We start from the raw sequence: 21,744 nt of genomic DNA on the forward strand, positions 1-21,744 counted from the left end.
GGGCGACCCGCTTCCGGCCTGACGTCGAGGGACTGCGCGCCGTCGCCGTGCTGCTCGTCGTGCTCTACCACGCGGGTCTCCCGCTCCCGAACGGCTTCCTCGGGGTCGACGTCTTCTTCGTCATCTCGGGGTTCCTCATCACCGGCATCCTCGTCCGCGAGCTGCTCACCACCGGCACCATCAGCTGGACCCGGTTCGTCGGACGCCGGATCCGGCGGCTCCTGCCCGCGGCCATCCTCGTCCTCGTCGTGACGGCCGTGGTGGCGTGGTTCGTCGTGCCGGGGCTGCGCCGCCGCGACATCGGCACCGACGTCGCAGGTGCCGCGCTCTACGTCGTCAACTGGGTGCTGGCCCACCGTGCGGTCGACTACCTCGCCTCCGACAGCATCCCCTCTCCCGTGCAGCACTTCTGGTCGCTGGCGGTGGAGGAGCAGTTCTACGTCGTGTGGCCGCTGGCCCTGATCGCCCTGGCCCTGGTGCTCAACCGTCTGGGGCGCCGCCCCGGCGTGGGCGTCGTCGCCGGCCTCCTCACCGTCATCGCCGTCCCGTCCTTCGGGTATGCCGTGTGGCTGGGTGGCGTCGACCCCGACCGCGCCTACTTCGTCACCACGACCAGGGCGTGGGAGCTCGGGGTGGGCGCGGCGCTCGCGGTCTGGTGCGCGGGTCGGGAGGCGAGCCCGCGGCATACCGACCCGGCGGGCGCGGCGACGCGCGCAGGGACGTGGGCGTTCGTCGGCTGGGTGGGGCTCGCCGCGGTGATCGGTTCGGCGTGCTGGTTGCCGGCAGGTGCGGTGACCCCGGGCCCCTGGACCCTCGTGCCCACCGTGGGGGCCGCGGCCGTGCTGCTGTCGGGCTGGGCCGGCACGCCGGGCGGCCCGGTCAGGCTGCTCGGCGCCGCGCCGATGGTCTGGATCGGGAGCCTGTCCTACTCCATCTACCTGTGGCACTGGCCGGCCCTGGTGCTGACCGAGTGGGCGCTCGACGGGATCTCGACCACGCAGCGGCTCCTCGTGCTCGCCCTGTCGTTCCTGCCGGCCTGGGGGAGCCACCGGTGGCTGGAGAGCCCGATCCACCACAGTCGTGCCCTGGCCGAACGCACCCGTCCGGTGCTGGCGCTCGGGGTCGCCCTGTCGGCTGTCGGAGCCCTCGCCGCTCTGCCCCTCACCCAGGCGGCGTCGCCGTTCCGCACCACGCCCGTGTCCGGCGCGCGCCCGGCGGTCGACAGCCTCGGCGCCGCGACCCTGTCGTCCCCGCCGAGCAGCGATCCGGCCACCTATGCCGTGGACGACTGGGAGTGGTTGACCCCCGACCCCCAGCTGGCGGGGGAGGACCGCCCGGCCGCGGACGTCGACCGCTGCCAGGTCGACCGGCTCGTCGAGGAACCGGTCGCGTGCGAGTTCGGGGTGCCGGACGGCACCACGACGGTCGCGCTGGTGGGCGACTCCAAGGCGATGCAGTGGCTGCCGGCGCTCGAACGACTCGCCCCCGGGCGCGGCTGGCGGATCGTGACCTACGGCAAGTCGGCCTGCGCGTTCGCGGACGGCCGTGCGCAGAACGAGGGGCGCGCCTACCCGGCCTGCGACGAGTGGAACCGCCGGGTCGTGGAGCGGCTGGCCGCCGCGCCACCCGACCTCCTCCTGACCTCCGGGTATGCCGCGTCGGCCTGGGACGGCGCGAGCGCCACGCGGGCGGCCCTGGTGCGCGGCCTCGCGACCCGTTGGTCGCAGCTGCGCGAACGCGGGGTGCCGGTGGTGGTGCTCGGCGACAGCCCGTTGTCGCCCGACGACCTCGACGTGTGCACGGCCCGGCACCCCCACGAGCTGAGCCGGTGCGCCTTCGAGCGGGGTCCCGCCGTGGCGGGCAGCGGGCTGCCGGCGCAGGTCGAGGCAGCGGCCGCTTCCGGCACCCCGCTGGTCGACCTCACACCCTGGATCTGCCCCGTTCCGCGCTGTCCGGTCGCGATCGGGAACGTCACGATCCACCGCGCCGGGGACCACCTCACCGCCACCTACGTGCGGACGCTCGCGACCGTGCTGGGCGCGGAGCTCGACCGGGCGGCCCCCGCGCATTTGGGGGAGTAGGCCGTGCTCCGGTAATCTCGTGCGTCGGTCATGTCCTCGCCCGAGGCTCAGGCCGAGTCACTCGACCTCTGCTGGAGCCATGGAACACCTCAACCCCCGATCGCCGCTGGTCTTCGACACCACGGACCTCGGACGGCGACCGGGTTCCATGGAGCGCCTCCAGCGCACGGTCGAGGCGCCTGCCGTCCTCGGCACGGACGTGATCGCGGTCCCGGTAGGGTCCCCGGTCGAGCTGGAGCTCCGGCTCGAGTCCGTCGTCGAGGGAGTGCTGGTCACCGGCTCGGTCCACGCCACGGCAACCGGCGCCTGCGTGCGGTGCCTGGACCCCGTCAGCCGTGAGGTCGACGGACGGTTCCAGGAGCTGTTCGCCTACGCCGATCGCGCAGCCCACCACCGTGCGGTGGGTGCGGACGACGACGAGACCGATGAGCACGTGCTCGAGGGCGACCTGTTCGACCTCGAACCCGTGCTCGTGGACACGGTGGTGCCAGCACTGCCGTTCCAGCCCGTGTGCCGGGACGACTGCCCAGGCCTGTGCTCCGAGTGCGGAGCTCGCCTGGCGGACGACCCGGACCACCACCACGAAGTGCTCGACCCCCGGTGGGCCGCGCTGAGCGCGCTGTCGGCCGAGGGCAACCCAGGCTCGGGTGCCACCCACCTGGGCACCACCCAGAGCAAGACCCCGAGCAACACCCCGAGCAACACCGAAGAGAAGAGGAACTGACGTGGCTGTCCCGAAGCGGAAGACGTCGCGCTCCAACACCCGTTCGCGTCGTGCGAACTGGAAGACGACGGCGACCACGCTGACCACGTGCCCCCAGTGCAAGGCCCCGACCCAGCCGCACGTGGCGTGCCCGTCCTGCGGCACCTACAAGGGCCGTCACTACACGCCGGCCGAGCGCACCGAGCACCAGGGCTGACCCAGTTTGAACCTCGCGTGAGTGCCACTCAGTCCCCGGTCGGGGACAGCGCGAAGCAGCGGCCCGTCGACGAGTTCGCCGACCAGCTCACCGAGCTGGTCGGCGGGCCTGTCGACGAGTCGCTGCTTCTGCGTGCCCTCACGCACCGCTCGTACGCCTACGAGAACGGCGGCCTGCCCAACAACGAGCGCCTCGAGTTCCTCGGTGACTCGGTGCTCGGGCTCGTCGTCACCGACACCCTCTACGCCACCCACCCCGACCTGCCTGAGGGCCAGCTCGCCAAGCTGCGCGCCGCGGTGGTCAACATGCGGGCGCTCGCCGACGTGGCACGCACGCTCGGCGTCGGCGACCACGTGATGCTCGGTCGGGGCGAGGAGAGCACCGGCGGCCGCGACAAGGCCTCGATCCTCGCCGACACGATGGAAGCGGTCATCGGCACCGTCTACCTCTCGTGTGGCATGCCCGCCGCGTCGCGCTTGGTGCACCACCTGCTCGACCCGCTGATGGCGGCCAGCGCCACCCTCGGCGCCGGGCTGGACTGGAAGACCAGCCTCCAGGAGCTTTCGGCCGCCACGGCCAAGGGCGTGCCCGAGTACCGCGTGGACGAAGAGGGCCCCGACCACGAGAAGACCTTCCACGCGCACGCCGTCGTCGGCGACGAGGTGCTGGGCTCCGGCACCGGGCGGTCCAAGAAGGAAGCCGAGCAACGCGCCGCCGAGCTCGCCTGGCGGGCCCTGACCGCGCGGACGGCCGACGACGACCCCGTGGCCGGCTCGCCCTCCTAGGCGCGGAGCGCTCTCCCTCCTGGGCGAGCGCGCGGCACACCCGGGTCGCTGCTGCGGGGCGCTGGCACCGCTGTCGGTGGCGCGTGCTTGAGTGGGCCCATGCCCGAGGTGACGCGTGCCTGAGCTGCCCGAGGTCGAGGTGGTGCGCCGCGGCCTCGCGGACCACGTCGTGGGCCGCACCATCGCACGGGCCGAGTTCCGCGGTGAGCGGGTCGCACGACGACACCTGGCCGGACCGCTGGACCTCGCGGCGCAGCTGGCCGGCACCACGGTCGAGCAGGCACGGCGGCGTGGCAAGTACCTCTGGCTCGTGCTCCGAGCGCCGGACGGCCACCGGCTCGGGCTGATCGCCCACCTCGGCATGAGCGGTCAGCTGCTGGTCGAGTCCACCGACGCGCCGCACGAGAAGCACCTGCACGCGCTGTTCACGTTCGCCGACGGCGGGTCCGAGCTGCGCTTCGTCGACCAGCGGACGTTCGGCGGGATGGCGCTGGCCGAGCTGACCGACGACCTCGTCCCGGAGACCATCGCCCACATCGCCCCCGACCCGTTCGAGGCTGCCTACGACCAGTCCGCCGTGGTGCGCCGGATGAAGTCACGCGACTCCGCCGTCAAGCGCGCCCTGCTCGACCAGACCCTCGTGGCCGGGATCGGCAACATCTACGCCGACGAGGCACTGTGGCGTGCCCGGGTGCACGGCGAGCGGCTGTGCTCCGCGCTGACCAAGCCGACCCTCGCGCGGGTGCTCGACCACGCCCACGACGTGATGCTGGCGGCGCTGGGGGAGGGCGGCACGAGCTTCGACGCGTTGTACGTCAACGTCAACGGGGCCTCGGGCTACTTCGACCGGTCCTTGCACGCCTACGGCCAGGAGGGTCGTCCGTGCGACCGGTGCGGCACGCTGATCCGGCGCGAGGCCTTCATGAACCGGTCGTCGTTCTCCTGCCCGCACTGCCAACCTCGTCCCCGGGTGCGCCGCGGCTGACAGCAGGGGTCCCTCGGTTGTACAACTGAACCGAGAGGTGGTGCAGATGGATCACAACGGTCCCGCCCGGGCGGTCGTCTGGGTGCACGGTCGGGTGCAGGGTGTGGGGTTCCGCTGGTGGACCCGCGCACGGGCACTGGAGCTCGGTCTGGTCGGGCATGCGCGCAACGCCGGCGACGGGCGCGTCGAGGTGGTCTGCCAGGGCGACGAGGAGCAGATCAAGCAGCTGGTCGCCCTCATCGAGGAGCGACCGTCGCAGCACCTGCGTCCCGGCGAGGTCCACCAGTGCGTCACCACGTGGGGTGCGCCGAAGGACGGGCTGGTCGGGTTCGTCGAAAAGTGACGGCGTCGAAAAGTGACGGCGTCGAAACTGATGGCGCTGAACAGTGATGGCGCTGAACACTGATGGAGGGGGAAGGAGGGGGGTCCAGGCGGAGCGGCGTCGCCTCCCGATGGGGTGCCGAGCGGTGGGTTTGCCCGTGACATCGACCGTTCACCGACGGTGGCATTGACCGGTCGGGGTCCGGCTGTCACTCTGAGAGATGCCCGGACGAACCCCCTGGGCACCCGCACGGCGCGAACCCCCGACGCCTGCGGAGAAGGAGTCGACATGGCCAAGGCCCTGGTGGGCTATCGCGTGGCGTCCGACCCGCGACTGATGCTCGAGACCGTCGAACTGCGTCGCCGCGTGCGGGACCTCGAGTTCCTCGTCGAACGGCTGCAGCTGGAGAACGACCGGCTCCGTGAGGATCTGAGACAGCCCGACGCCGTCGCGGCGGGCGTGCCTACGATTGCCGGGTGAGCTCGACCGCACCCACGCCCGGTTCGTCCCGCTCGACCGGTTCGACCCCTGACGATCTCGTGCGCCTGCGCGCGAGCATCGACAACATCGACGCCGCCCTGATCCACCTGCTTGCCGAGCGCTTCAAGTGCACCCAGCAGGTCGGGCAGCTGAAGGCACGCGAGGGTATGCCGCCGGCTGACCCGGCGCGCGAGGAGGCCCAGATCGCGCGCCTGCGCGACCTGGCCGACCAGGCCGGCCTCGACCCGACCTTCGCCGAGAAGTTCCTCAACTTCGTGATCGCCGAGGTGATCCACCACCACGAGGCCATCGCCGGCTCCTGACCTCCCCGGCACTTCTGGCCACGGATGCCGCACGCGGCGCCCGGACCGAGGGTCTCGTGCCGCATGGGTGGCCAGAAGTCGGGAAATGGCTGCGCGGTATACCCCTGCCGTCACTCTGGTCACACGAAGCACAGGCAACGCAGGGCGGCGGAAGGTGCCGGGCCCACGCGCGGACCGCGGGTAGGGTGGCCACCGACCCAGAGGGTCCCGCCGACCAGCACCCGCACCTCACCAGGAGCCGACCCGCTCGTGTACGTCAAGAGCCTCACCCTGAAGGGCTTCAAGTCCTTCGCCTCGGCCACCACGATGCGGCTCGAGCCCGGCATCACCTGCATCGTCGGCCCCAACGGCTCGGGCAAGTCCAACGTCGTCGATGCCCTGGCGTGGGTGATGGGCGAGCAGGGTGCCAAGAGCCTGCGCGGCGGCAAGATGGAGGACGTCATCTTCGCCGGGACCGCCGGCCGGGCGCCGTTGGGTCGCGCCGAGGTCGCCCTGACGATCGACAACTCCGACGGCGCACTGCCGATCGACTACACCGAGGTCACCATCACGCGGACGATGTTCCGCAACGGTGGGTCCGACTACGCGATCAACGGCACGTCCTGCCGCCTGCTCGACGTGCAGGAGCTGCTCTCCGACTCCGGCATCGGCCGCGAGATGCACGTCATCGTCGGCCAGGGCCAGCTCGACGCCGTGCTGCGGGCCACGCCCGAGGAGCGCCGTGGCTTCATCGAGGAGGCCGCCGGCGTCCTCAAGCACCGCAAGCGCAAGGAGAAGGCGCTCCGCAAGCTCGAGTCGATGGAGGCCAACCTCACCCGGGTCAACGACCTCACCGGTGAGATCCGGCGCCAGCTCGGCCCGCTCGGACGGCAGGCCGAGGCCGCGCGCCGGGCTGCCGTCATCCAGTCCGACGCCCGCGACGCGCGGCTCCGGCTGCTCGCCGACGACCTGGTCCAGCTCACCTCGACGCTCGAGCAGGAGGTCGCCGACGAGACCGCGCTGGTCGCCAAGCGCACCGAGGTCGAGGACGGCCTGACCGACCTGCGCAGCCGGCTCGCGACCCTCGAGCAGCAGGCCCAGGACGCCGCCCCGGAGCTGGCTCGCGCCCAGGAGCGCTGGTTCAGCCTCCAGCAGCTGCGCGACAAGCTGACCTCCACCGAGTCGCTCGCCGCCGAGCGGGTGCGCCTGCTCAGCCAGGACACCCAGGACGAGCAGACGTCCGGGCGCGACCCCGAGGAGCTGCGGGCGCAAGCCGCCGAGGCGCGCAAGCAGGAGGAGGCCCTGCTGGCCGAGGTGCGCGACGCCAAGGCCGAGCTCGAGCTCGCCGTCGCGGCCCGCGAGGCCGCGGAGCAGGCGTATGCCGCGGAGCAGCAGCGTCTGCAGCGGCTGGCCCGCGCGGCCGCTGACCGCCGCGAGGGACTGGCCAAGCTCGCCGGGCAGGTCGGCGCCCGTCGCAGCCGGCTCGAGGCCGGCGAGGCCGAGATCGGTCGCCTGCGCGGAGTCGTCGAACAGTCACTGCAGCGGGCGGCTGCCGCCGAGCAGGAGTTCAAGAGCCTGGAGGCGTCGGTCGCCGTCGACGAGGAGGGCGAGGAGGGCCTCGACTCCGCGTACGAAAAGGCTGCCGAGCTGCTCGAGCAGGTCGAGGCAGAGGTGGAGCAGCACCGCGAGGCCGAGCGGCTCGCCGAGCGCGACCGCGCGAGTGGGGCGGCCCGGCTGGAGGCGCTCGAGCTGAGCCTCTCTCGCAAGGACGGTGCCGCGACCCTGCTCGCGGCTGCGGACGCGCGTCACGGCATCGTGGGCTCGGTCGCGTCGCTCCTGCAGGTCAAGGGCGGCCACGAGGCCGCGGTCGCCGCGGCCCTCGGCTGGGCCGGTGACGCGCTGGCCGTCGAGTCCATCGACCACGCTGCCCGAGCGCTCACCACCCTGCGCGAGGAGGATGCCGGACGCGCCGCCTTCCTCGTGGGCCAGACCGCCAGCTCCAGCGACCCCGCGACCTGGCCGGCCCTGGAGGGCTCGGCGGTCTGGGCCCGCGAGGTCGTGGAGGCCCCCGCCACCGTGCGACCTGCGGTGGAGCAGCTGCTCGACCGCGTCGCCCTCGTCCCCGACCCCGCGCTGGCTGCGGCCCTCGTCGCCCGAGGCGACGGCATCACGGCCGTGACCAGCGACGGCGACGTGTTCGCCCCGGGCTTCGTCCGCGGCGGCAGCAGCAGCTCCCCGAGCCTGATCGAGATCCAGTCGGCGGTGGACGAGACCCGGGACCGCGTGGCCGACGCGACCCGACGCGGCGAGCAGGCGCGGTTCGCCCTGACCGCCGCGCAGGAGCGGCACAGGGCGGCGAACGACGAGGTCGAGGCCGCGCTCGAGCGGCTGCACGACTCCGACGCCAAGATGGCCGCAGTGGCCGAGCGTCTGGGGCACCTCGGCGCGACGGTCCGCTCGGCGAAGGCCGAGGCCGAGCGCACCGAGCGCACCATCGCCGACGCGACCGCTGCTCTCGAGAGCGACCGCATCGAGCTGGCCGGGCTCACCGAGCGCCTCGAGGAGGCCAGCGCCGAGCCGACCGAGGCGCAGGACCCGAGCACCGACGAGCGCGACCGGCTCGAGCTCGAGGCGAGCCGTGGTCGCACGGCCGAGACCGAGCTGCGCCTCACCCTGCGCACCAAGGAGGAGCGGGGTCGCGCACTCAAGGGCCGGGCCGACTCGCTCGAGGGCGCGGCCCGCAACGAGCTCGCAGCCCGCCAGCGCCTGGCCGCCCGACAGGAGCGGCGCAAGCGCGAGGCGACCGTGGCGGAGGCAGTGCGTCGTGGTGCCGCCTACGCCGCCACCCTGGTCGCCGAGGCTCTCGGCACCGCAGCCCGTCAGCGGGCCACCGCCGAGCAGGAGCGCACCGAGCGCGACCAGTCGCTGAGCCAGGTGCGTCGTGAGGTCGCCGCGCTCCAGGACGAGCTGCGTGAGCTCACCGACACCGTCCACCGCGACGAGGTGGCTCGCACCCAGCAGCGGCTGCGGATCGAGGCCATGCAGACCAAGGCCGTCGAGGAGCTGGGGATCGACCCCGAGGCCCTGATGGAGGAGTTCGGGCCCCACCAGCTGGTGCCGTTCGTCGCCGGGCCCGACGACGACCCCGACGCGCTGCCCGAGCCGGCCCCCTACGTGCGCGAGGTGCAGGAGAAGCGGCTGCGCAAGGCCGAGCGGGCGCTGTCCGCCCTCGGTCGGGTCAACCCGCTGGCGCTCGAGGAGTTCGCAGCGCTCGAGGAGCGGCACAAGTTCCTCACCGAACAGCTCGAAGACCTCAAGAAGTCCAAGCGCGACCTGCTCGACATCGTCCGTGAGGTCGACGAGCGGGTGGAGCGGGTGTTCACCGAGGCCTTCCACGACACCGCAGCGCAGTTCGAGGGGGTCTTCAGCCGGCTCTTCCCCGGGGGCGAGGGTCGACTCACCCTCACCGACCCGGCCAACATGCTGACCACCGGCATCGAGGTCGAGGCGCGTCCGCCCGGCAAGAAGATCAAGCGGCTCTCGCTGCTGTCCGGTGGCGAGCGGTCGCTCGTGGCGGTCGCCCTGCTGGTCTCGATCTTCAAGGCCCGGCCCAGCCCGTTCTACATCATGGACGAGGTCGAGGCCGCGCTCGACGACGCCAACCTCGGCCGGCTGATCACGCTCTTCGAGGAGCTGCGTGACTCCAGCCAGCTGATCGTCATCACCCACCAGAAGCGCACCATGGAGGTTGCCGACGCGCTCTATGGCGTGTCGATGCGTGGTGACGGTGTGACCACTGTGGTCTCGCAGCGGATCAGGGACGTCGCCGCCCAGAGCGCCTAGCACTGCGTCAGCCGCGCGTCGATTTGGGCATTCCCGCCCGCGCAGGGCACCCTTGAGGGTATGACCGCCCTCATCATCGGCATGCTCATCTGCGTCGGACTGGCCGTTGCCGTCGTCGCCGTGGTTGCCATCCCCGCACGCCGCGAGGGCCGTGAGCTGCTCACCCCGCAGGGCGAGGACCTGATCGCCACGGTCAAGGAGAAGACCGTGTCGACGATCGAGACGACCGGCGGGGCCATCGTCACGGCGAAGGACAAGGTCGCCGACTCGATCACCCCTGGCGACTCCGCCGAGGACGTCGGCCGGCACCGCGCCAGCTGAGCGCCGCGCACTCTGCCGCCACGCGGCATACCCCGACCTCGTCGAGGCACCCTCGAATCGTGTCCGCGGGTCGTGATGGGGGAGGATGGCGCGCGTGATCGATCAGCTGTGGGAATGGATTGCCGTCGTCGTCGGGCTCCTCGTCATCCTGGGCGGGGTGCTGCTGGGGTTGCTCCGTGGTCGTGGTGGCCGCACGAAGCCGGCCCCGACACCGACCCGTGACCGGGACGTGCTGCCCGGGGTGGGTGACGACGCCGAACCTCCCCGGGATGGGCCGAAGCGGTCGATCGAGGACGCCGGGTCGGTCGACACCCTGCCGGCACCGGCCGACGAGGACCTGCCGTCGCCCACGCCGACGCCCACCCTCGACCGTCCCGACGCCCCGGCCGGCCGCCTCCAGCGGCTGCGCGCCCGGCTGTCCCGGTCGAACTCTGCCCTCGGCCAGGGCCTGCTCGCCCTGCTCTCGCGCGGGCGGCTCGACGAGGAGGCCTGGGAGGAGGTCGAGGACACTCTCATCGCCTCCGACCTCGGCGTCGAGGCCAGCACCGAGCTCGTCGACTCGCTCCGCTCGCGGGTGAAGGTCGAGGGCACCACGGACGAGGCGACGGTCCGCGGCTGGCTCCGCGAGGACCTGCTCAAGCTGGTCGACCCCTCGCTCGACCGCACCGTCGTGAGCTCCCGGGTCGACGGCCGGCCCGCCGTCGTCATGGTCGTCGGAGTGAACGGCACCGGGAAGACGACGACCGTGGGCAAGCTGGCACGTGTGCTCGTCGCGGAGGACAAGGATGTCGTCCTCGGCGCCGCCGACACGTTCCGCGCCGCAGCCGCCGACCAGCTGGAAACCTGGGGGGCGCGCGTCGGCGTGCCGACGGTGCGGTCCGACCGCGAGGGCGCCGACCCCGCGGCGGTCGCGTTCGACGCGGTCAAGGCGGGCGCCGAGCTCGAGTCCGACGTCGTCCTCATCGACACCGCGGGCCGCCTGCACAACAAGGTCGGGCTGATGGACGAGCTCGGCAAGGTCAAGCGGGTCATCGAGAAGCAGAGCCCGATCGACGAGGTGCTGCTCGTCCTCGACGCGACCACCGGGCAGAACGGTCTGCGCCAGGCCGAGGTGTTCGCCGAGGTGGTCGACGTGACCGGCATCGTGCTCACCAAGCTCGACGGCACGGCCAAGGGCGGCATCGTGGTCTCGGTGCAGCGCAAGCTCGGAGTGCCGGTCAAGCTCGTGGGACTGGGGGAGGGGCCTGACGACCTCGCGCCGTTCGACCCCGAGGCGTTCGTCGACGCCCTTCTCGCCTGACGTCCTTGCGCTGTCCGCGCCGGCTCGCCGCCGCGCTGCTCGCCGCCGCGGTGCTCGCCGCCACGCTGCTGGCCGTGGGAGTGGTGGGTGTGCCGTCCAGGGCCCGGGCGGCCACGTCCGCGACCGGCCGGGTGGACTTCCGGTTCGAGGACGACCGGATCGACGAGTCGTCCGGCCTCGCCCTCAGCGTGCGCCATCCCCACACGGTGTGGACGGCCAACGACTCCGGGGACTCGGCCCGGGTGTTCGCCGTGGACACCAGGACCGGCAGGACAGTGGGGGTGCACCGGTTCGACGCCGAGGTCCGGGACGTCGAGGCGCTCGCGATCACGCCTCAGGGCCGGATGCTGGTTGCCGACATCGGCGACAACGGCACTTCCCGTGACGTGGTGCGGATCTTCTGGTTCGACGAGCCGGCACTCGGGTCGACGTCCGGTCCGCGCGCCGCGTCCTGGGAGCTGGGCTACCCCGACGGGCCGCACGACGCCGAGGCGCTGGCCGTCGACCCGCGTTCGGGCCGGATCCTCGTCATCACCAAGGACCGGGTGGGCGGGATCTACGCGCTGCCCAAGTCGCCGAGCAGACGCGGAGTCAACCGTCTGACCCGGGTGGGTGCGGCGCCGTCGACGGTGACCGACGCGGTGTTCCTCCCGGACGGTTCGGCGCTGGCCGTGCGCACCTACACCTCGCTGCACCTCCTCGACCCCGACACCTTCGCCGGGCGCGGCTCGTCGCTGCTGCCCCTGCGGCCCCAGGGCGAGACGCTCGCCCTCGCGCCGGATGAGGACGGGGTGCTGGTCGGGAGCGAGGGGAAGCGGTCGCGCGTGCAGCAGGTCGAGGTGCCGGCCCTCCCGGGCGCCAGCGGGTCAGGCACCGCGACGGCCCCTCCCACCTCGACGAGCAGCGTGACTCCGACGACGACGCCCCCCTCGCAGGCCCCCACGTCGGTGGCTCCGCGCCCTCCGGCCGCGGAGCCCGACTCCGGGTTCTGGACCCCCACCGTCGTGGTCGTCCTCGGTCTCGCGTCCCTGCTCCTGGCTGGCGTCGTCTTCCTGGTGGTACGCGCGCTCTGGCCGGAGCGCCGGTGATGGACGAGCACGTCCTGAGTGGTGGCAACACCGGTGTCGTGGTGCGGGTCGGTGACACCGTGCGGCGCCCGGCCGGGCACTGGACACCGGCGGTGCACGCCCTCCTGCACCACCTCGAGTCGGTGGGCTTCGACGCCGCACCCCGCGCGCTCGGGATCGATGCCCGCGGACGCGAGGTCGCGTCATACCTGCCGGGGGTGGCGGGCACGCTGGGACCGGACGTGCTCGACCCACGGTTCCGGACCGTCGAGGCGTGCCGCGCCATCGGTGCGTGGCTGCGCGGCTTCCACGACGCCCAGGTCGGCTTCGCGCCCGACCCGTCCCTGCCGTGGCGGGTCGTCCCCGGCCGCGCGCTCGCCCTGGGCGAGGTGGTCGTCCACCACGACGTGGGCACCTACAACACCGTGCTGCGGCCGGACGGCTCGTTCGGGGTGATCGACTTCGACTTCGCCTCACCCGGGATGCCGGTGGACGACCTCGCCTACGTGCTCTGGTCCTGGGTCCCGCTGTGGCACGACGACGACGCGGTGCGGCGAGAGTTGGGTGGCGTGCCGACCGCCGAGCGCCTCCACAAGTTCGCCGCCGTGCTCGACGGGTATGCCGCGGACGCGCCGCTTCGTGCCCAGGTCACCGATGCCGTGTCGCGACGGATGGCCGAGCACTCACGGACCATCGAGGTCCTGGCGGCGCAGGGAGACCCGGCGTTCGTGCGGATGCTGGCCGACGGGCACGCCGAGCGACCCCGCCTCGACGCGGAGTGGTTCGCGGCGCGGCGGGACCTCTTCGGGGCAGCGATCAGGTAGCTCAGCGCGGCAGCGATCAGACAGCTCAGCGCGGCAGCGAGCGGATGGACCACAGCGACCGGTCGGGCATGCCGCCACCGTGCCACTGTCAGGGCTGCTGGCTAGCGTTGGGCCATGGCCGTCACGAAGCAGGCACAAACCCACCACACCATCGACTACATCGAGCTCGCGGCGCCCGACCTCGGCGCGGCCCGCGACTTCTACTCCGCGGCCTTCGGCTGGGAGTTCAACGACTACGGCGGCGAGTACGCCGGGATCCGAGCGGCCGACGGCGAGGGAGAGGTCGGTGGGCTCAACCCGGACGGCGCTCCAGGCCCAGGCGGTGCGCTGGTGCTGCTCTACTCCGACGACCTCGACGCCACCGTGGCAGCAGTGCGCGACGCGGGAGGCGAGATCTCGCGTGACCCCTATGAGTTCCCGGGCGGCCGACGGTTCTACTTCCGTGACCCCGCCGGCAACGAGCTCGGGGTGTGGACCAGCGCCTGAGCCTTGGCCCGGTGCCTCGCCGGTGATGGCCTAGCCTGATCGCGTGGAGACGGGGGTGGAGCGACTCGGTCGGGCGGCGAAGACGTGGCGGGCAGCCGTCGTCCTCGCTCTGACGGTGATGTTCTGTGCCGGCTCGCTGGTCGGTGACGACCACTGGTGGCCGTTCAGTCCCTGGCGGATGTTCTCCACCTCGCAGGCCGCCACCGGCTCCGTCTGGTCGACCGGCATCGAGGTGCAGACCGCGGACAGGCCGGGCGAGTGGGTGCGCGCGCCACTGACTCCCGAGAACGTCGGGCTCAACCGCGCCGAGGTGGAGGGCCGGATCCCGCAGATCGAGGCCGACCCGTCGCGGCTGGGCACGCTGGCCCGGAGCCACAGCGAGCTGCGTCCCAGCTCAGCGGAGTGGACCGCCCTGCGCGTGGTCCGGCGCCTCATCGTCGTGGTCGACCGCAGGCCCACCGGCGAGGTCCGCACCGAGGTCCTGGCCGAATGGCGCGCGTCGTGAGCGGGCGGGAGACGGTGGTCGAGCCGGGCGGCCGCACCGGGTCGAGGTTCTCCGGCTGGCTCTTCGCGCCCATGCCGCTGTCGCGGGTGGCAGCGCTCCGGGTGCTGGTCTTCGCCTTCGTCATCGTCGACGTCCTGCTGCTGCACACCTCCGGCTGGTACCACGGCTACGCCGACCCGGTCTGGTACGAGCCGCTCGTCATGGGCACGGTGCTGCACCTGCCGGCCGCGACCGTGCTGCTGGTGCAGGTCCTCAAGTGGGGCTGCGTGGCCGCGGCGCTGGCGGCGATGACCGGCCGCGCGCCTCGGCTGCTCGGTTGGGTGGTGGCGGTCGGCTGGGTCTGGTACCAGTACGTCGCCTTCTCCTACGGCAAGGTCGACCACGACCGGGCCGACTTCGTCGTGGCCCTCGCGTTGCTGCCGACCGTCGGACTGGCGCACCTGTCCGACCAGCGGCGCAGCGAGGCGGCGGGGTTCGCCCTGCGCGCCGTGCAGCTCGCGGCGGTCGCGACCTACTTCCTGTCGGCGTGGGCCAAGGTCCGCTTCGGCGGCTGGGACTGGGTCAACTCGGCCACGATGGTCCGGGCCGTCGTCCGCCGGGGCACCCCGATGGCCCAGTGGCTGCTCGAGGTGCCGTGGACGCTGCACTGGTTCCAGTGGGTGCTGATGGGTGCCGAGCTCACCTCGCCGGTCATCTTCTTCCTGTCCGAGAAGTGGCGGCGGCGGGTGGTCGGAGGCTGGTTCGTCTTCCACGCCATGACCTACGGCGCCATCACCATCGCGTTCTGGCCGCACCTGGTGATGATGTTGGCGTTCCTCCCGCTGGAGCGGTATGCCGCGTGGCTGAGGGAGCAGTTCGGTCGGCTGCGTGGCGGCTCGCCTCGCCGAGGGCCACAGCCCGACCGCGGACGTGAACCCGAGCAGGCGCTGCCGTCCGTGCCGGTGTCGCGAGTCTGAAGGATCCTCCGGCCCTGGGTGCGGAGGATCCTACAGACTCGTGGTTGCGGCGGGCCGCGACCGTGTCGGTGCCGGCGGCTAGGGTCGACGGGTGAGTCGATCAGAGCACGTCGCCGCCTTCCTCTCCGCCGTCGACCTGTCGCTCGAGCTGGCCGCGCGACCCGAGGTGGGCGACGCCTGGGAGCGCGAGAGCTCGTGCGCCGGGATGACGGTCGGGGGGCTCACCCACCACCTCCTCGGCCAGGCCCGCAACAGCGTCGGGCTGCTGCAGGCGCAGCTGCCCGCCAGTGCCCCCGTCATCCGCCTCGCCGAGCACTACGAGCGAGCCAGCTGGGTGCGCGACTCCCAGAACGGGCAGCCCGACCCCGAGCAGACGGACCAGGACAACGAGGGGGCGCTGGCCGGCCACGCCGCGGTGCTCGCCGCTGGCGCTGCAGCGGCCCAGGCCCTGCCGGGCCTCCTCGCCGAGCCTCGCGACCCGGACGTCGTCTTCATCTCCTGGCAGGGGTGGGCACTCCCGACGCACGACTACCTCACGACGCGGATGATGGAGATGGTCGTGCACGGTGACGACCTCGCGTCGAGCGTCGGGCTGGACAGCCCGAGCTATCCCGACGGCGTCGCGGGGCCGGTGCTGGAGCTCCTCACGGGGGTCGCCGTCCGGCGGCACGGTCTCACCGACGTGGTGCGGGCACTCAGCCGACCGCAGCGCGCGCCCCGCTCGATCTCGGCGTTCTGACGCGCGGCGACCACGCGGCATACCCCCTTGTCGCGTCGCGCTAGGGTCGCTGCGTGCAGCCCGACGACGAGCACCTGCCCGCGGCGGTCCTCGCGGAGGCGACGGCGCCCCTCCCCGGCGACGTCCCCGGGTTCCACGACGCGTTGCTGCAGGCGGCTGACGCCCACGACCCGATCCGGATGGACCACCTCGTGCACGGCTGGGCACAGGCCCGCGCCGAGCTGCTGCCCGTCGAGGAGCAGGCCGAGCTGGCCATGCAGGCCGTCCTCGACCGCCGACTGGGTCAGGTGCTCTTCGGCGCCGGACACCCGGCCGCGGCGCAGGTCCTCTCCGACGCCCTCGGCGCGGCGGTGCTCGCCGAGGACGAGGTCGAGACGCTGCGCTGCCACGTGGCGCTGGTGCCGGTCGAGGTGCTGCTCGGCGACGCCGAGGCGCTCGCCGCCGGGCGGGGCTACGTCGAGCAGCTGCAGGCGCTGGGGGAGCCGGGACACGCCGCGGGAGGTCTGATGGGGCTGGCCCAGGTCGCGCCCCCGGAGGAGGGGCCGGTGCTGGTGCTGCGCGCCTCGCACCTCTACGAGCAGGCCGGTGACGGCGGGTGGGCGGCCGAGGCGGCTGTCCTCGCCGCGCGCGCGCTGGCCGCTGCGGGCGACCCGCGCGGGTCCGACGTGCTCGAGCGGGCGCGGCACCTGGTCGACGCGCACGCGACCGTCGAGCTCCGCGTGGCGCTGGCCGAAGTGGAGGCCATCGTGCTCTGGCAGTCGGGTGAGCCGGAGACCGCGGCGGCGCTGCTGGGAGCTGCGATCGAGGCCTCCGAGCGCACCGGGCGTCCGGTGGCACCGGACCTGCAGATCCTGCTCTGCGACATCCTGGTGGAGGGCGAGCAGTGGGACGCCCTGCACACCCCGGCCAGCGCGTTGGTGCGCTTCGGCCAGCTCGTGGACGACGACGAGCTGGAGTCCATGGGGGTGCGCTATCTCCGGCTAAGCAGAGGCGGGGATTCGACCGAGAGGCCCGATGCTCCTCGGGTGGGAGTCCATTGACCGCGTCTGTGGCAGCACGAGCTATGGTGCGAGCTCCAAGGTGACCCAGAACAACTCGGGCTATCCCGTCTACTTCGGAAGTGTCGCGGGCTCGCCGACGAGCAAGTGCTTCTCGGCCTCGACCCAGACCACGGCGTACCAGTCGAGTGTGTCCGACACGTTCGTGATCACCGGCTTCAAGGCCTGCGCCTAGACCTCGAAACCCAGTTCTTACCCCAACGGCGCATCGCTAACACGGCTGTAACAAACCGCGGCACGCTCTGAAACCCGATCCGGTCAGAGTTCTGGCCCATGAGCGCTATAACTTTCGTGGCGGCCGATGTGCCGTTCACCGACAGCGGGAACACCGCCTGGGTCCTTGCTGCGGCGGCCTTGGTGCTGTTCATGACGCCCGGCCTCGCCCTCTTCTACGGAGGCATGGTCCGGACCAAGAGCGTGCTGAACATGATGATGATGAGCTTCATCACCATGGGCACCGTCGGCACTGTGTGGATCCTCTGGGGTTACAGCCAGACGTTCGGCCCGGACGTGGCCGGCGGGCTCGTGGGCAACCCGTTCACCCACTTCGGACTCAAGGGAGTCCTCGACCAGATCTACGGCTACGTCCCCGCGGACGCGGCCGCCGGTACCGCCGCCGCCGGCGGCATCCCGGCTCCCGCGTTCGTCGCCTTCCAGGTTGTCTTCGCCATCATCGCCGTGGCGCTGGTGTCCGGGGCGATCGCCGACCGGGCGAAGTTCTCGGCCTGGACGGTGTTCACCGTGGTCTGGGCAACGCTCGTCTACTTTCCCGCCGCCCACTGGGTCTTCGCCTTCAGCGGTTACGCCGCGGAGAAGGGCGGCTGGATCGCCAACAAGGCGGACGGCTTGCTCTTCGGAGGGGCCGGAGCCTACGACTTCGCGGGTGGGACCGCGATCCACATCAACGCGGGTGCGGCCGGCCTGGCTCTCGCCATCGTGCTGGGCAAGCGGATCGGCTTCGCCAAGGAGCCGATGCGTCCGCACAACCTGACGCTGGTCATGATCGGTGCCGGCATCCTGTGGTTCGGCTGGTTCGGGTTCAACGCCGGCTCGGCCCTCGGGGCCGGCACCCAGGCAGCTGGCGTCTGGGTCAACACCCTCGCCGCGACCTGCACTGCGATGCTCGGCTGGTTGCTCGTGGAGAAATTCCGCGACGGTCACCCGACGTCCCTCGGCGCCGCGTCGGGTGTCGTGGCCGGCTTGGTCGCCATCACCCCGGCCTGCGCCACGGTGTCGCCGATCGGTGCACTGATCGTCGGCCTCGTCGCCGGTGCCGGGTGTGCGCTCGCCGTCGGCCTGAAGTTCCGGTTCGGCTTCGACGACAGCCTCGACGTCGTGGGTGTCCACCTGGTCGGCGGCCTGATCGGGACCCTGCTAATCGGTTTCCTGGCCACCAAGGGCAGCCCCACCGGTGCTGCGGGCCTGGATGTCACCGAGGGACTCTTCTACGGCGGCGGTCTCTCGCAGCTCGGGGCTCAGGCCCTTGGCGCCTTCGTGGTCCTGATCTTCTCATTCGTCGTGACGTATCTGATCGGTCTCGCCATCCACAAGACCATGGGCTTCCGGGTGGACCAGGCGCAGGAGTCCCAGGGCGTCGACCTCACCGAGCACGCCGAGAGCGCGTACGACCTCAGTGGCCTCACGGGTGGACGGTTCGGCTCCGGAGGCGCAGTCTCGACTTCATCGCCCGCCAAGCCGGCCAAGACCCACGAGGGAGCATCGGCATGAAGCTCGTCACCGCCATCATCAAGCCCCACCAGCTCGACGAGGTCAAGGAGGCCCTGGAGGCCTACGGCATCTCCGGGATGACCGTCAGCGAGGCCTCCGGCTACGGCCGACAGCGCGGCCACAGCGAGGTCTACCGCGGCGCTGAGTACACCGTCGACTTCGTGCCGAAGGTGCGGGTCGAGGTGCTCGTCGACGACATCGACGCGGCCTCCGTCGCCGACGTCATTCTCAAGTCCGCCCAGACCGGCCGGATCGGCGACGGCAAGATCTGGACCGTCCCCGTGGACGACGTGGTCCGGGTCCGTACCGGAGAGCGAGGAGTCGACGCCCTCTGACACCAGCCGGCACGACCTGACGGTGCCCGGGACCCCGTGTGGTCCCGGGCACCGTCATGCTGCGGGCGGGGGCGGAGTGCGGGAGGTGTGCGGCGCAGGGGCTGCCGCGCGCCGGAGCCAGCCAGGCGGCATACCCACTTCTGGCCACTGGTGCCGCGCGGAGGAGACATTTCCGGCTCCACACCCTGCACCTCTGGCCAGAAGTCCGGGGGTGTGGCCCCACGCGGCCGGACGCGGAGCGACGAGGACGCGCGCAAACGGCCCCAGACGTCTAACACGGGCGTAACACGTGGGCCGACGTCCCGAAACGTCGAGAGGGCACGGTGGTGCACGTGACGATCGAGCAGACCGACCTGGCCGCCCGCCGCCTCGACCTGGCGGGGGCGCGCGGCTTCGACGCGCCGGGAGCCGGCCCGGCCCGCCGCGACGCCATCGCCGAGCTGACGCGCGACTGGCTGGGCCAGGTCTGGACCCAGGCCCTCGACGGCAAGCCCACCGAAGGCATTGCGCTGGCCTCGGTCGGGAGCCTGGCCCGCGGCGACGCGGGCCCGCTGAGCGACGTGGACCTCGTGCTGCTGCACTACGGGCGCTCGCTCAGTGGTGACGACCTGCGTGGCCTGGCCGACCGCGTCTGGTATCCGGTGTGGGACGCGGGCGTGAAACTCGACCACGCCGTGCGCACCGTCAACCAGTGCCGCACCGTCGCATCGGGAGACCTGGCCGCAGCGGTGGGGCTGCTCGACCTGCAGTGCGTGGCCGGGGACCCCGAGGTCGTCGCCGCCGCCAAGTCGACCGTCTCGCACGACTGGCGGGCGAACGCCCGGCGCCGGCTGCCCCAGCTGGTCGACAGCCTCAAGGCCCGGCACGCCCGGCACGGCGAGCTGGCGCAGAGCCTCGAGCCAGACCTCAAGGAGGCCCACGGCGGCCTGCGCGACATGACCGTCCTGGGTGCTCTCGTCGCAGCCTGGCTCACCGACCGACCGCACGTGGGCGTCGACGAGGCGCACCAGAGGCTGCTCGACGTGCGCGACGCGGTGCACGTCGTGACGGGTCGGGGTCGCGACCGGCTCACCCGCGAGGACCACGACGCGGTCGCGGCCCTGCTCGGTCACACCGACTCCGACGAGCTGATGACCGTGGTCGCCGACGCCGGTCGCACCATCGCCTACGCCCTCGACGGCACGGTGCGCCGCGCCGGGCAGTCGCAGCGGGCTCGCACGCTGCGGGTCGGTCCGCGGCGTCCGCAGCTGAACCCGCTCGGCTTCGGGATGTTCGAGCACGACGGCGAGGTGGTCCTCGGACCGCGCAGCACGCTGTCCACCGACCCGCTGCTGCCGTTGCGCGCCGCCGTCGTGGCCGCGCGGTCCAACCTGCCCATCGCCCCCACCACGCTGGCCAACCTCGCCGGCCAGGCCCCCACGCTCCAGGAGCCGTGGCCCCAGATCGCTCGCGACCTCTTCGCCGACCTGCTCGCGACCGGCCCGGGGCTGATCGCGGTGTGGGAGGGCCTCGACCAGGCCGGCATCATCGAACGCTGGCTGCCCGAGTGGGCGGCAGTGCGGTCGCGCCCGCAGCGCAGCGCGGTCCACCGGCACACCGTCGACCGGCACCTGATCGAGACCGTGGTGCTCGCGGGCGGTCTGGTGCGCAGCGTCACCCGGGCCGACCTGCTGCTGCTGGCCGCGCTGCTCCACGACATCGGCAAGATCCGCGGCTCGCGCGACCACTCCGCCACGGGTGCGCCGCTGGCCCGCACCATCGCCACCCGGCTGGGGTACCCCGTGGCAGACGTCGAGATCGTCACGACCCTGGTGCGCGAGCACCTGACCCTGATCGACCTCGCGACCCGTCGCGACCACCAGGACGCCAGCACGGTCACGGCCGCGCGTGCGGCCGTGGGTGGTTCGCGCGAGGTGTTCGACCTGCTCGTCGCCCTCACCGAGGCCGACGCCAGCGCCGCCGGTCCGGCGGCCTGGACCGACTGGCGCGCGACGCTCCTGAGCCAGCTCGCCGATGCCGCCCGCAAGGGCTGGGAGGAAGGCACCGTGCCGCCGCCGGCCGAGACCGCGACCGTCGACGAGGACGACCTGCGCGCCGTGGCCGCGGGCGACCCCCGGGTCGTCATCCGGCCACAGGGTGGGTCCTACCGGATCGACGTCTTCGACCGAGACCGGCTGGGACTGTTCGCCGACACCGCAGGCCTGCTCGCGGCATACGGGCTGGTCGTCCGCACCGCGATCCTGCGCACCATCGACGGGGTGGCCGCCAACGAGTGGCACGTCGAGAGCCCGAGCGGTGAGCCGCCGCACGAGGAGCGGATCGTCCGGGGTCTCGAGCGGCTGGCGCAGGGCGACCGCGCGCCGCTCGGGCTGCTCGAGCGCCGGCGCCAGTTCGCCGCCCGTCCCAGCGCCGAGGCCGAGACGGGGTCACCCGGGCAGGCGCGGGCCCTCGTCGTGCCGCACGCCTCCGAGGAGGCGACCGTGATCGAGGTGCGCGCCCAGGACCGACCGGGGTTGCTGCACGAGCTGGGGATGGGCTTCGCGAAGGCCGGGCTCTCGGTGCGCTCGGCGCACATCGCCACGTATGCCGGCCAGACCCTGGACACCTTCTACGTCACCGAGTTCGGTAGTCGCCTCCTGTCGCCCGCCAAGGTCGCGCAGACGGTGGCGATGGTGATCGACACCTGCGACGGCACCGCCCCCTGACG

22 protein-coding genes are annotated in these 21,744 nt (G+C 72.4%); all 22 read left to right on the forward strand.

Features of this window, described 5'->3' with window-relative positions:
* Window positions 1-32: 32 nt before the first annotated feature.
* The 22 genes from BLQ34_RS01835 (at window position 33) to BLQ34_RS01940 (ending at window position 21,742) form a co-directional block, all read left to right on the forward strand.
* Window positions 33-2,081, forward strand: a complete 2,049-nt coding sequence (locus BLQ34_RS01835) for an acyltransferase family protein (RefSeq protein WP_331712543.1) — start codon at window positions 33-35, stop codon at window positions 2,079-2,081.
* Between the two features lie 79 nt (window positions 2,082-2,160).
* Window positions 2,161-2,805, forward strand: a complete 645-nt coding sequence (locus BLQ34_RS01840; RefSeq protein WP_091780712.1) for a YceD family protein — start codon at window positions 2,161-2,163, stop codon at window positions 2,803-2,805.
* 1 nt (window position 2,806) lies between these two features.
* Window positions 2,807-3,001, forward strand: a complete 195-nt coding sequence (rpmF, locus tag BLQ34_RS01845; protein WP_091780715.1) for a 50S ribosomal protein L32 — start codon at window positions 2,807-2,809, stop codon at window positions 2,999-3,001.
* A gap of 17 nt (window positions 3,002-3,018) precedes the next feature.
* Window positions 3,019-3,786, forward strand: coding sequence for a ribonuclease III (gene rnc / locus BLQ34_RS01850; protein ID WP_091780718.1), 768 nt, complete (start codon window positions 3,019-3,021; stop codon window positions 3,784-3,786).
* Between the two features lie 115 nt (window positions 3,787-3,901).
* A complete protein-coding gene (mutM, locus tag BLQ34_RS01855) occupies window positions 3,902-4,771 on the forward strand; it encodes a bifunctional DNA-formamidopyrimidine glycosylase/DNA-(apurinic or apyrimidinic site) lyase (protein WP_091780721.1) in 870 nt (289 codons plus the stop codon).
* Window positions 4,772-4,817: 46 nt separating this feature from the next.
* On the forward strand, window positions 4,818-5,114 hold the full coding sequence (locus BLQ34_RS01860) for an acylphosphatase (RefSeq protein WP_091780724.1): 297 nt from the start codon (window positions 4,818-4,820) through the stop codon (window positions 5,112-5,114).
* A gap of 267 nt (window positions 5,115-5,381) precedes the next feature.
* Window positions 5,382-5,573: a hypothetical protein gene (locus BLQ34_RS01865; protein WP_091780727.1), complete on the forward strand. Its 192-nt coding sequence runs from the start codon at window positions 5,382-5,384 to the stop codon at window positions 5,571-5,573.
* Window positions 5,570-5,896, forward strand: coding sequence for a chorismate mutase (locus BLQ34_RS01870; RefSeq protein WP_091780730.1), 327 nt, complete (start codon window positions 5,570-5,572; stop codon window positions 5,894-5,896). Before BLQ34_RS01865 ends, BLQ34_RS01870 begins: the two co-directional genes overlap by 4 nt.
* 249 nt (window positions 5,897-6,145) lie before the next feature.
* Window positions 6,146-9,718, forward strand: a complete 3,573-nt coding sequence (gene smc, locus BLQ34_RS01875; protein ID WP_091780732.1) for a chromosome segregation protein SMC — start codon at window positions 6,146-6,148, stop codon at window positions 9,716-9,718.
* A 60-nt stretch (window positions 9,719-9,778) separates the two neighbouring features.
* Window positions 9,779-10,039 (forward strand): hypothetical protein, encoded by a 261-nt coding sequence (locus BLQ34_RS01880; RefSeq protein WP_091780735.1) that lies wholly within the window; start codon window positions 9,779-9,781, stop codon window positions 10,037-10,039.
* Window positions 10,040-10,124: 85 nt separating this feature from the next.
* Window positions 10,125-11,339, forward strand: coding sequence for a signal recognition particle-docking protein FtsY (gene ftsY, locus BLQ34_RS01885; protein WP_091780738.1), 1,215 nt, complete (start codon window positions 10,125-10,127; stop codon window positions 11,337-11,339).
* 5 nt (window positions 11,340-11,344) lie between these two features.
* Window positions 11,345-12,427 (forward strand): hypothetical protein, encoded by a 1,083-nt coding sequence (locus BLQ34_RS01890; RefSeq protein ID WP_091780741.1) that lies wholly within the window; start codon window positions 11,345-11,347, stop codon window positions 12,425-12,427.
* Window positions 12,427-13,230 (forward strand): phosphotransferase, encoded by an 804-nt coding sequence (locus BLQ34_RS01895; protein WP_091780744.1) that lies wholly within the window; start codon window positions 12,427-12,429, stop codon window positions 13,228-13,230. Before BLQ34_RS01890 ends, BLQ34_RS01895 begins: the two co-directional genes overlap by 1 nt.
* Before the next feature lie 114 nt (window positions 13,231-13,344).
* Window positions 13,345-13,716: a VOC family protein gene (locus BLQ34_RS01900; RefSeq protein ID WP_091780746.1), complete on the forward strand. Its 372-nt coding sequence runs from the start codon at window positions 13,345-13,347 to the stop codon at window positions 13,714-13,716.
* 43 nt (window positions 13,717-13,759) lie between these two features.
* Entirely contained in the window at window positions 13,760-14,221 is a 462-nt protein-coding gene (locus BLQ34_RS01905) for a hypothetical protein (RefSeq protein ID WP_157692853.1), read from the forward strand.
* The gene (locus BLQ34_RS01910; protein WP_157692854.1) at window positions 14,218-15,177 is read left to right on the forward strand and encodes an MFS transporter permease; all 960 of its coding nucleotides are present in this window, start codon (window positions 14,218-14,220) and stop codon (window positions 15,175-15,177) included. Before BLQ34_RS01905 ends, BLQ34_RS01910 begins: the two co-directional genes overlap by 4 nt.
* Window positions 15,178-15,268: 91 nt before the next feature.
* A complete protein-coding gene (locus BLQ34_RS01915; protein WP_091780755.1) occupies window positions 15,269-15,916 on the forward strand; it encodes a maleylpyruvate isomerase N-terminal domain-containing protein in 648 nt (215 codons plus the stop codon).
* A 53-nt stretch (window positions 15,917-15,969) separates the two neighbouring features.
* Entirely contained in the window at window positions 15,970-16,956 is a 987-nt protein-coding gene (locus BLQ34_RS01920) for a hypothetical protein (RefSeq protein ID WP_091780758.1), read from the forward strand.
* A gap of 40 nt (window positions 16,957-16,996) precedes the next feature.
* Window positions 16,997-17,149, forward strand: coding sequence for a hypothetical protein (locus BLQ34_RS01925; RefSeq protein ID WP_157692855.1), 153 nt, complete (start codon window positions 16,997-16,999; stop codon window positions 17,147-17,149).
* A gap of 98 nt (window positions 17,150-17,247) precedes the next feature.
* A complete protein-coding gene (locus BLQ34_RS01930; RefSeq protein WP_091780764.1) occupies window positions 17,248-18,702 on the forward strand; it encodes an ammonium transporter in 1,455 nt (484 codons plus the stop codon).
* Window positions 18,699-19,037, forward strand: coding sequence for a P-II family nitrogen regulator (locus BLQ34_RS01935; protein ID WP_091780767.1), 339 nt, complete (start codon window positions 18,699-18,701; stop codon window positions 19,035-19,037). Before BLQ34_RS01930 ends, BLQ34_RS01935 begins: the two co-directional genes overlap by 4 nt.
* A gap of 332 nt (window positions 19,038-19,369) precedes the next feature.
* The gene (locus BLQ34_RS01940) at window positions 19,370-21,742 is read left to right on the forward strand and encodes a [protein-PII] uridylyltransferase (RefSeq protein ID WP_231961394.1); all 2,373 of its coding nucleotides are present in this window, start codon (window positions 19,370-19,372) and stop codon (window positions 21,740-21,742) included.
* Window positions 21,743-21,744: the final 2 nt, after the last annotated feature.

The organism is Pedococcus dokdonensis, assembly GCF_900104525.1.
GTDB lineage: Bacteria > Actinomycetota > Actinomycetes > Actinomycetales > Dermatophilaceae > Pedococcus > Pedococcus dokdonensis.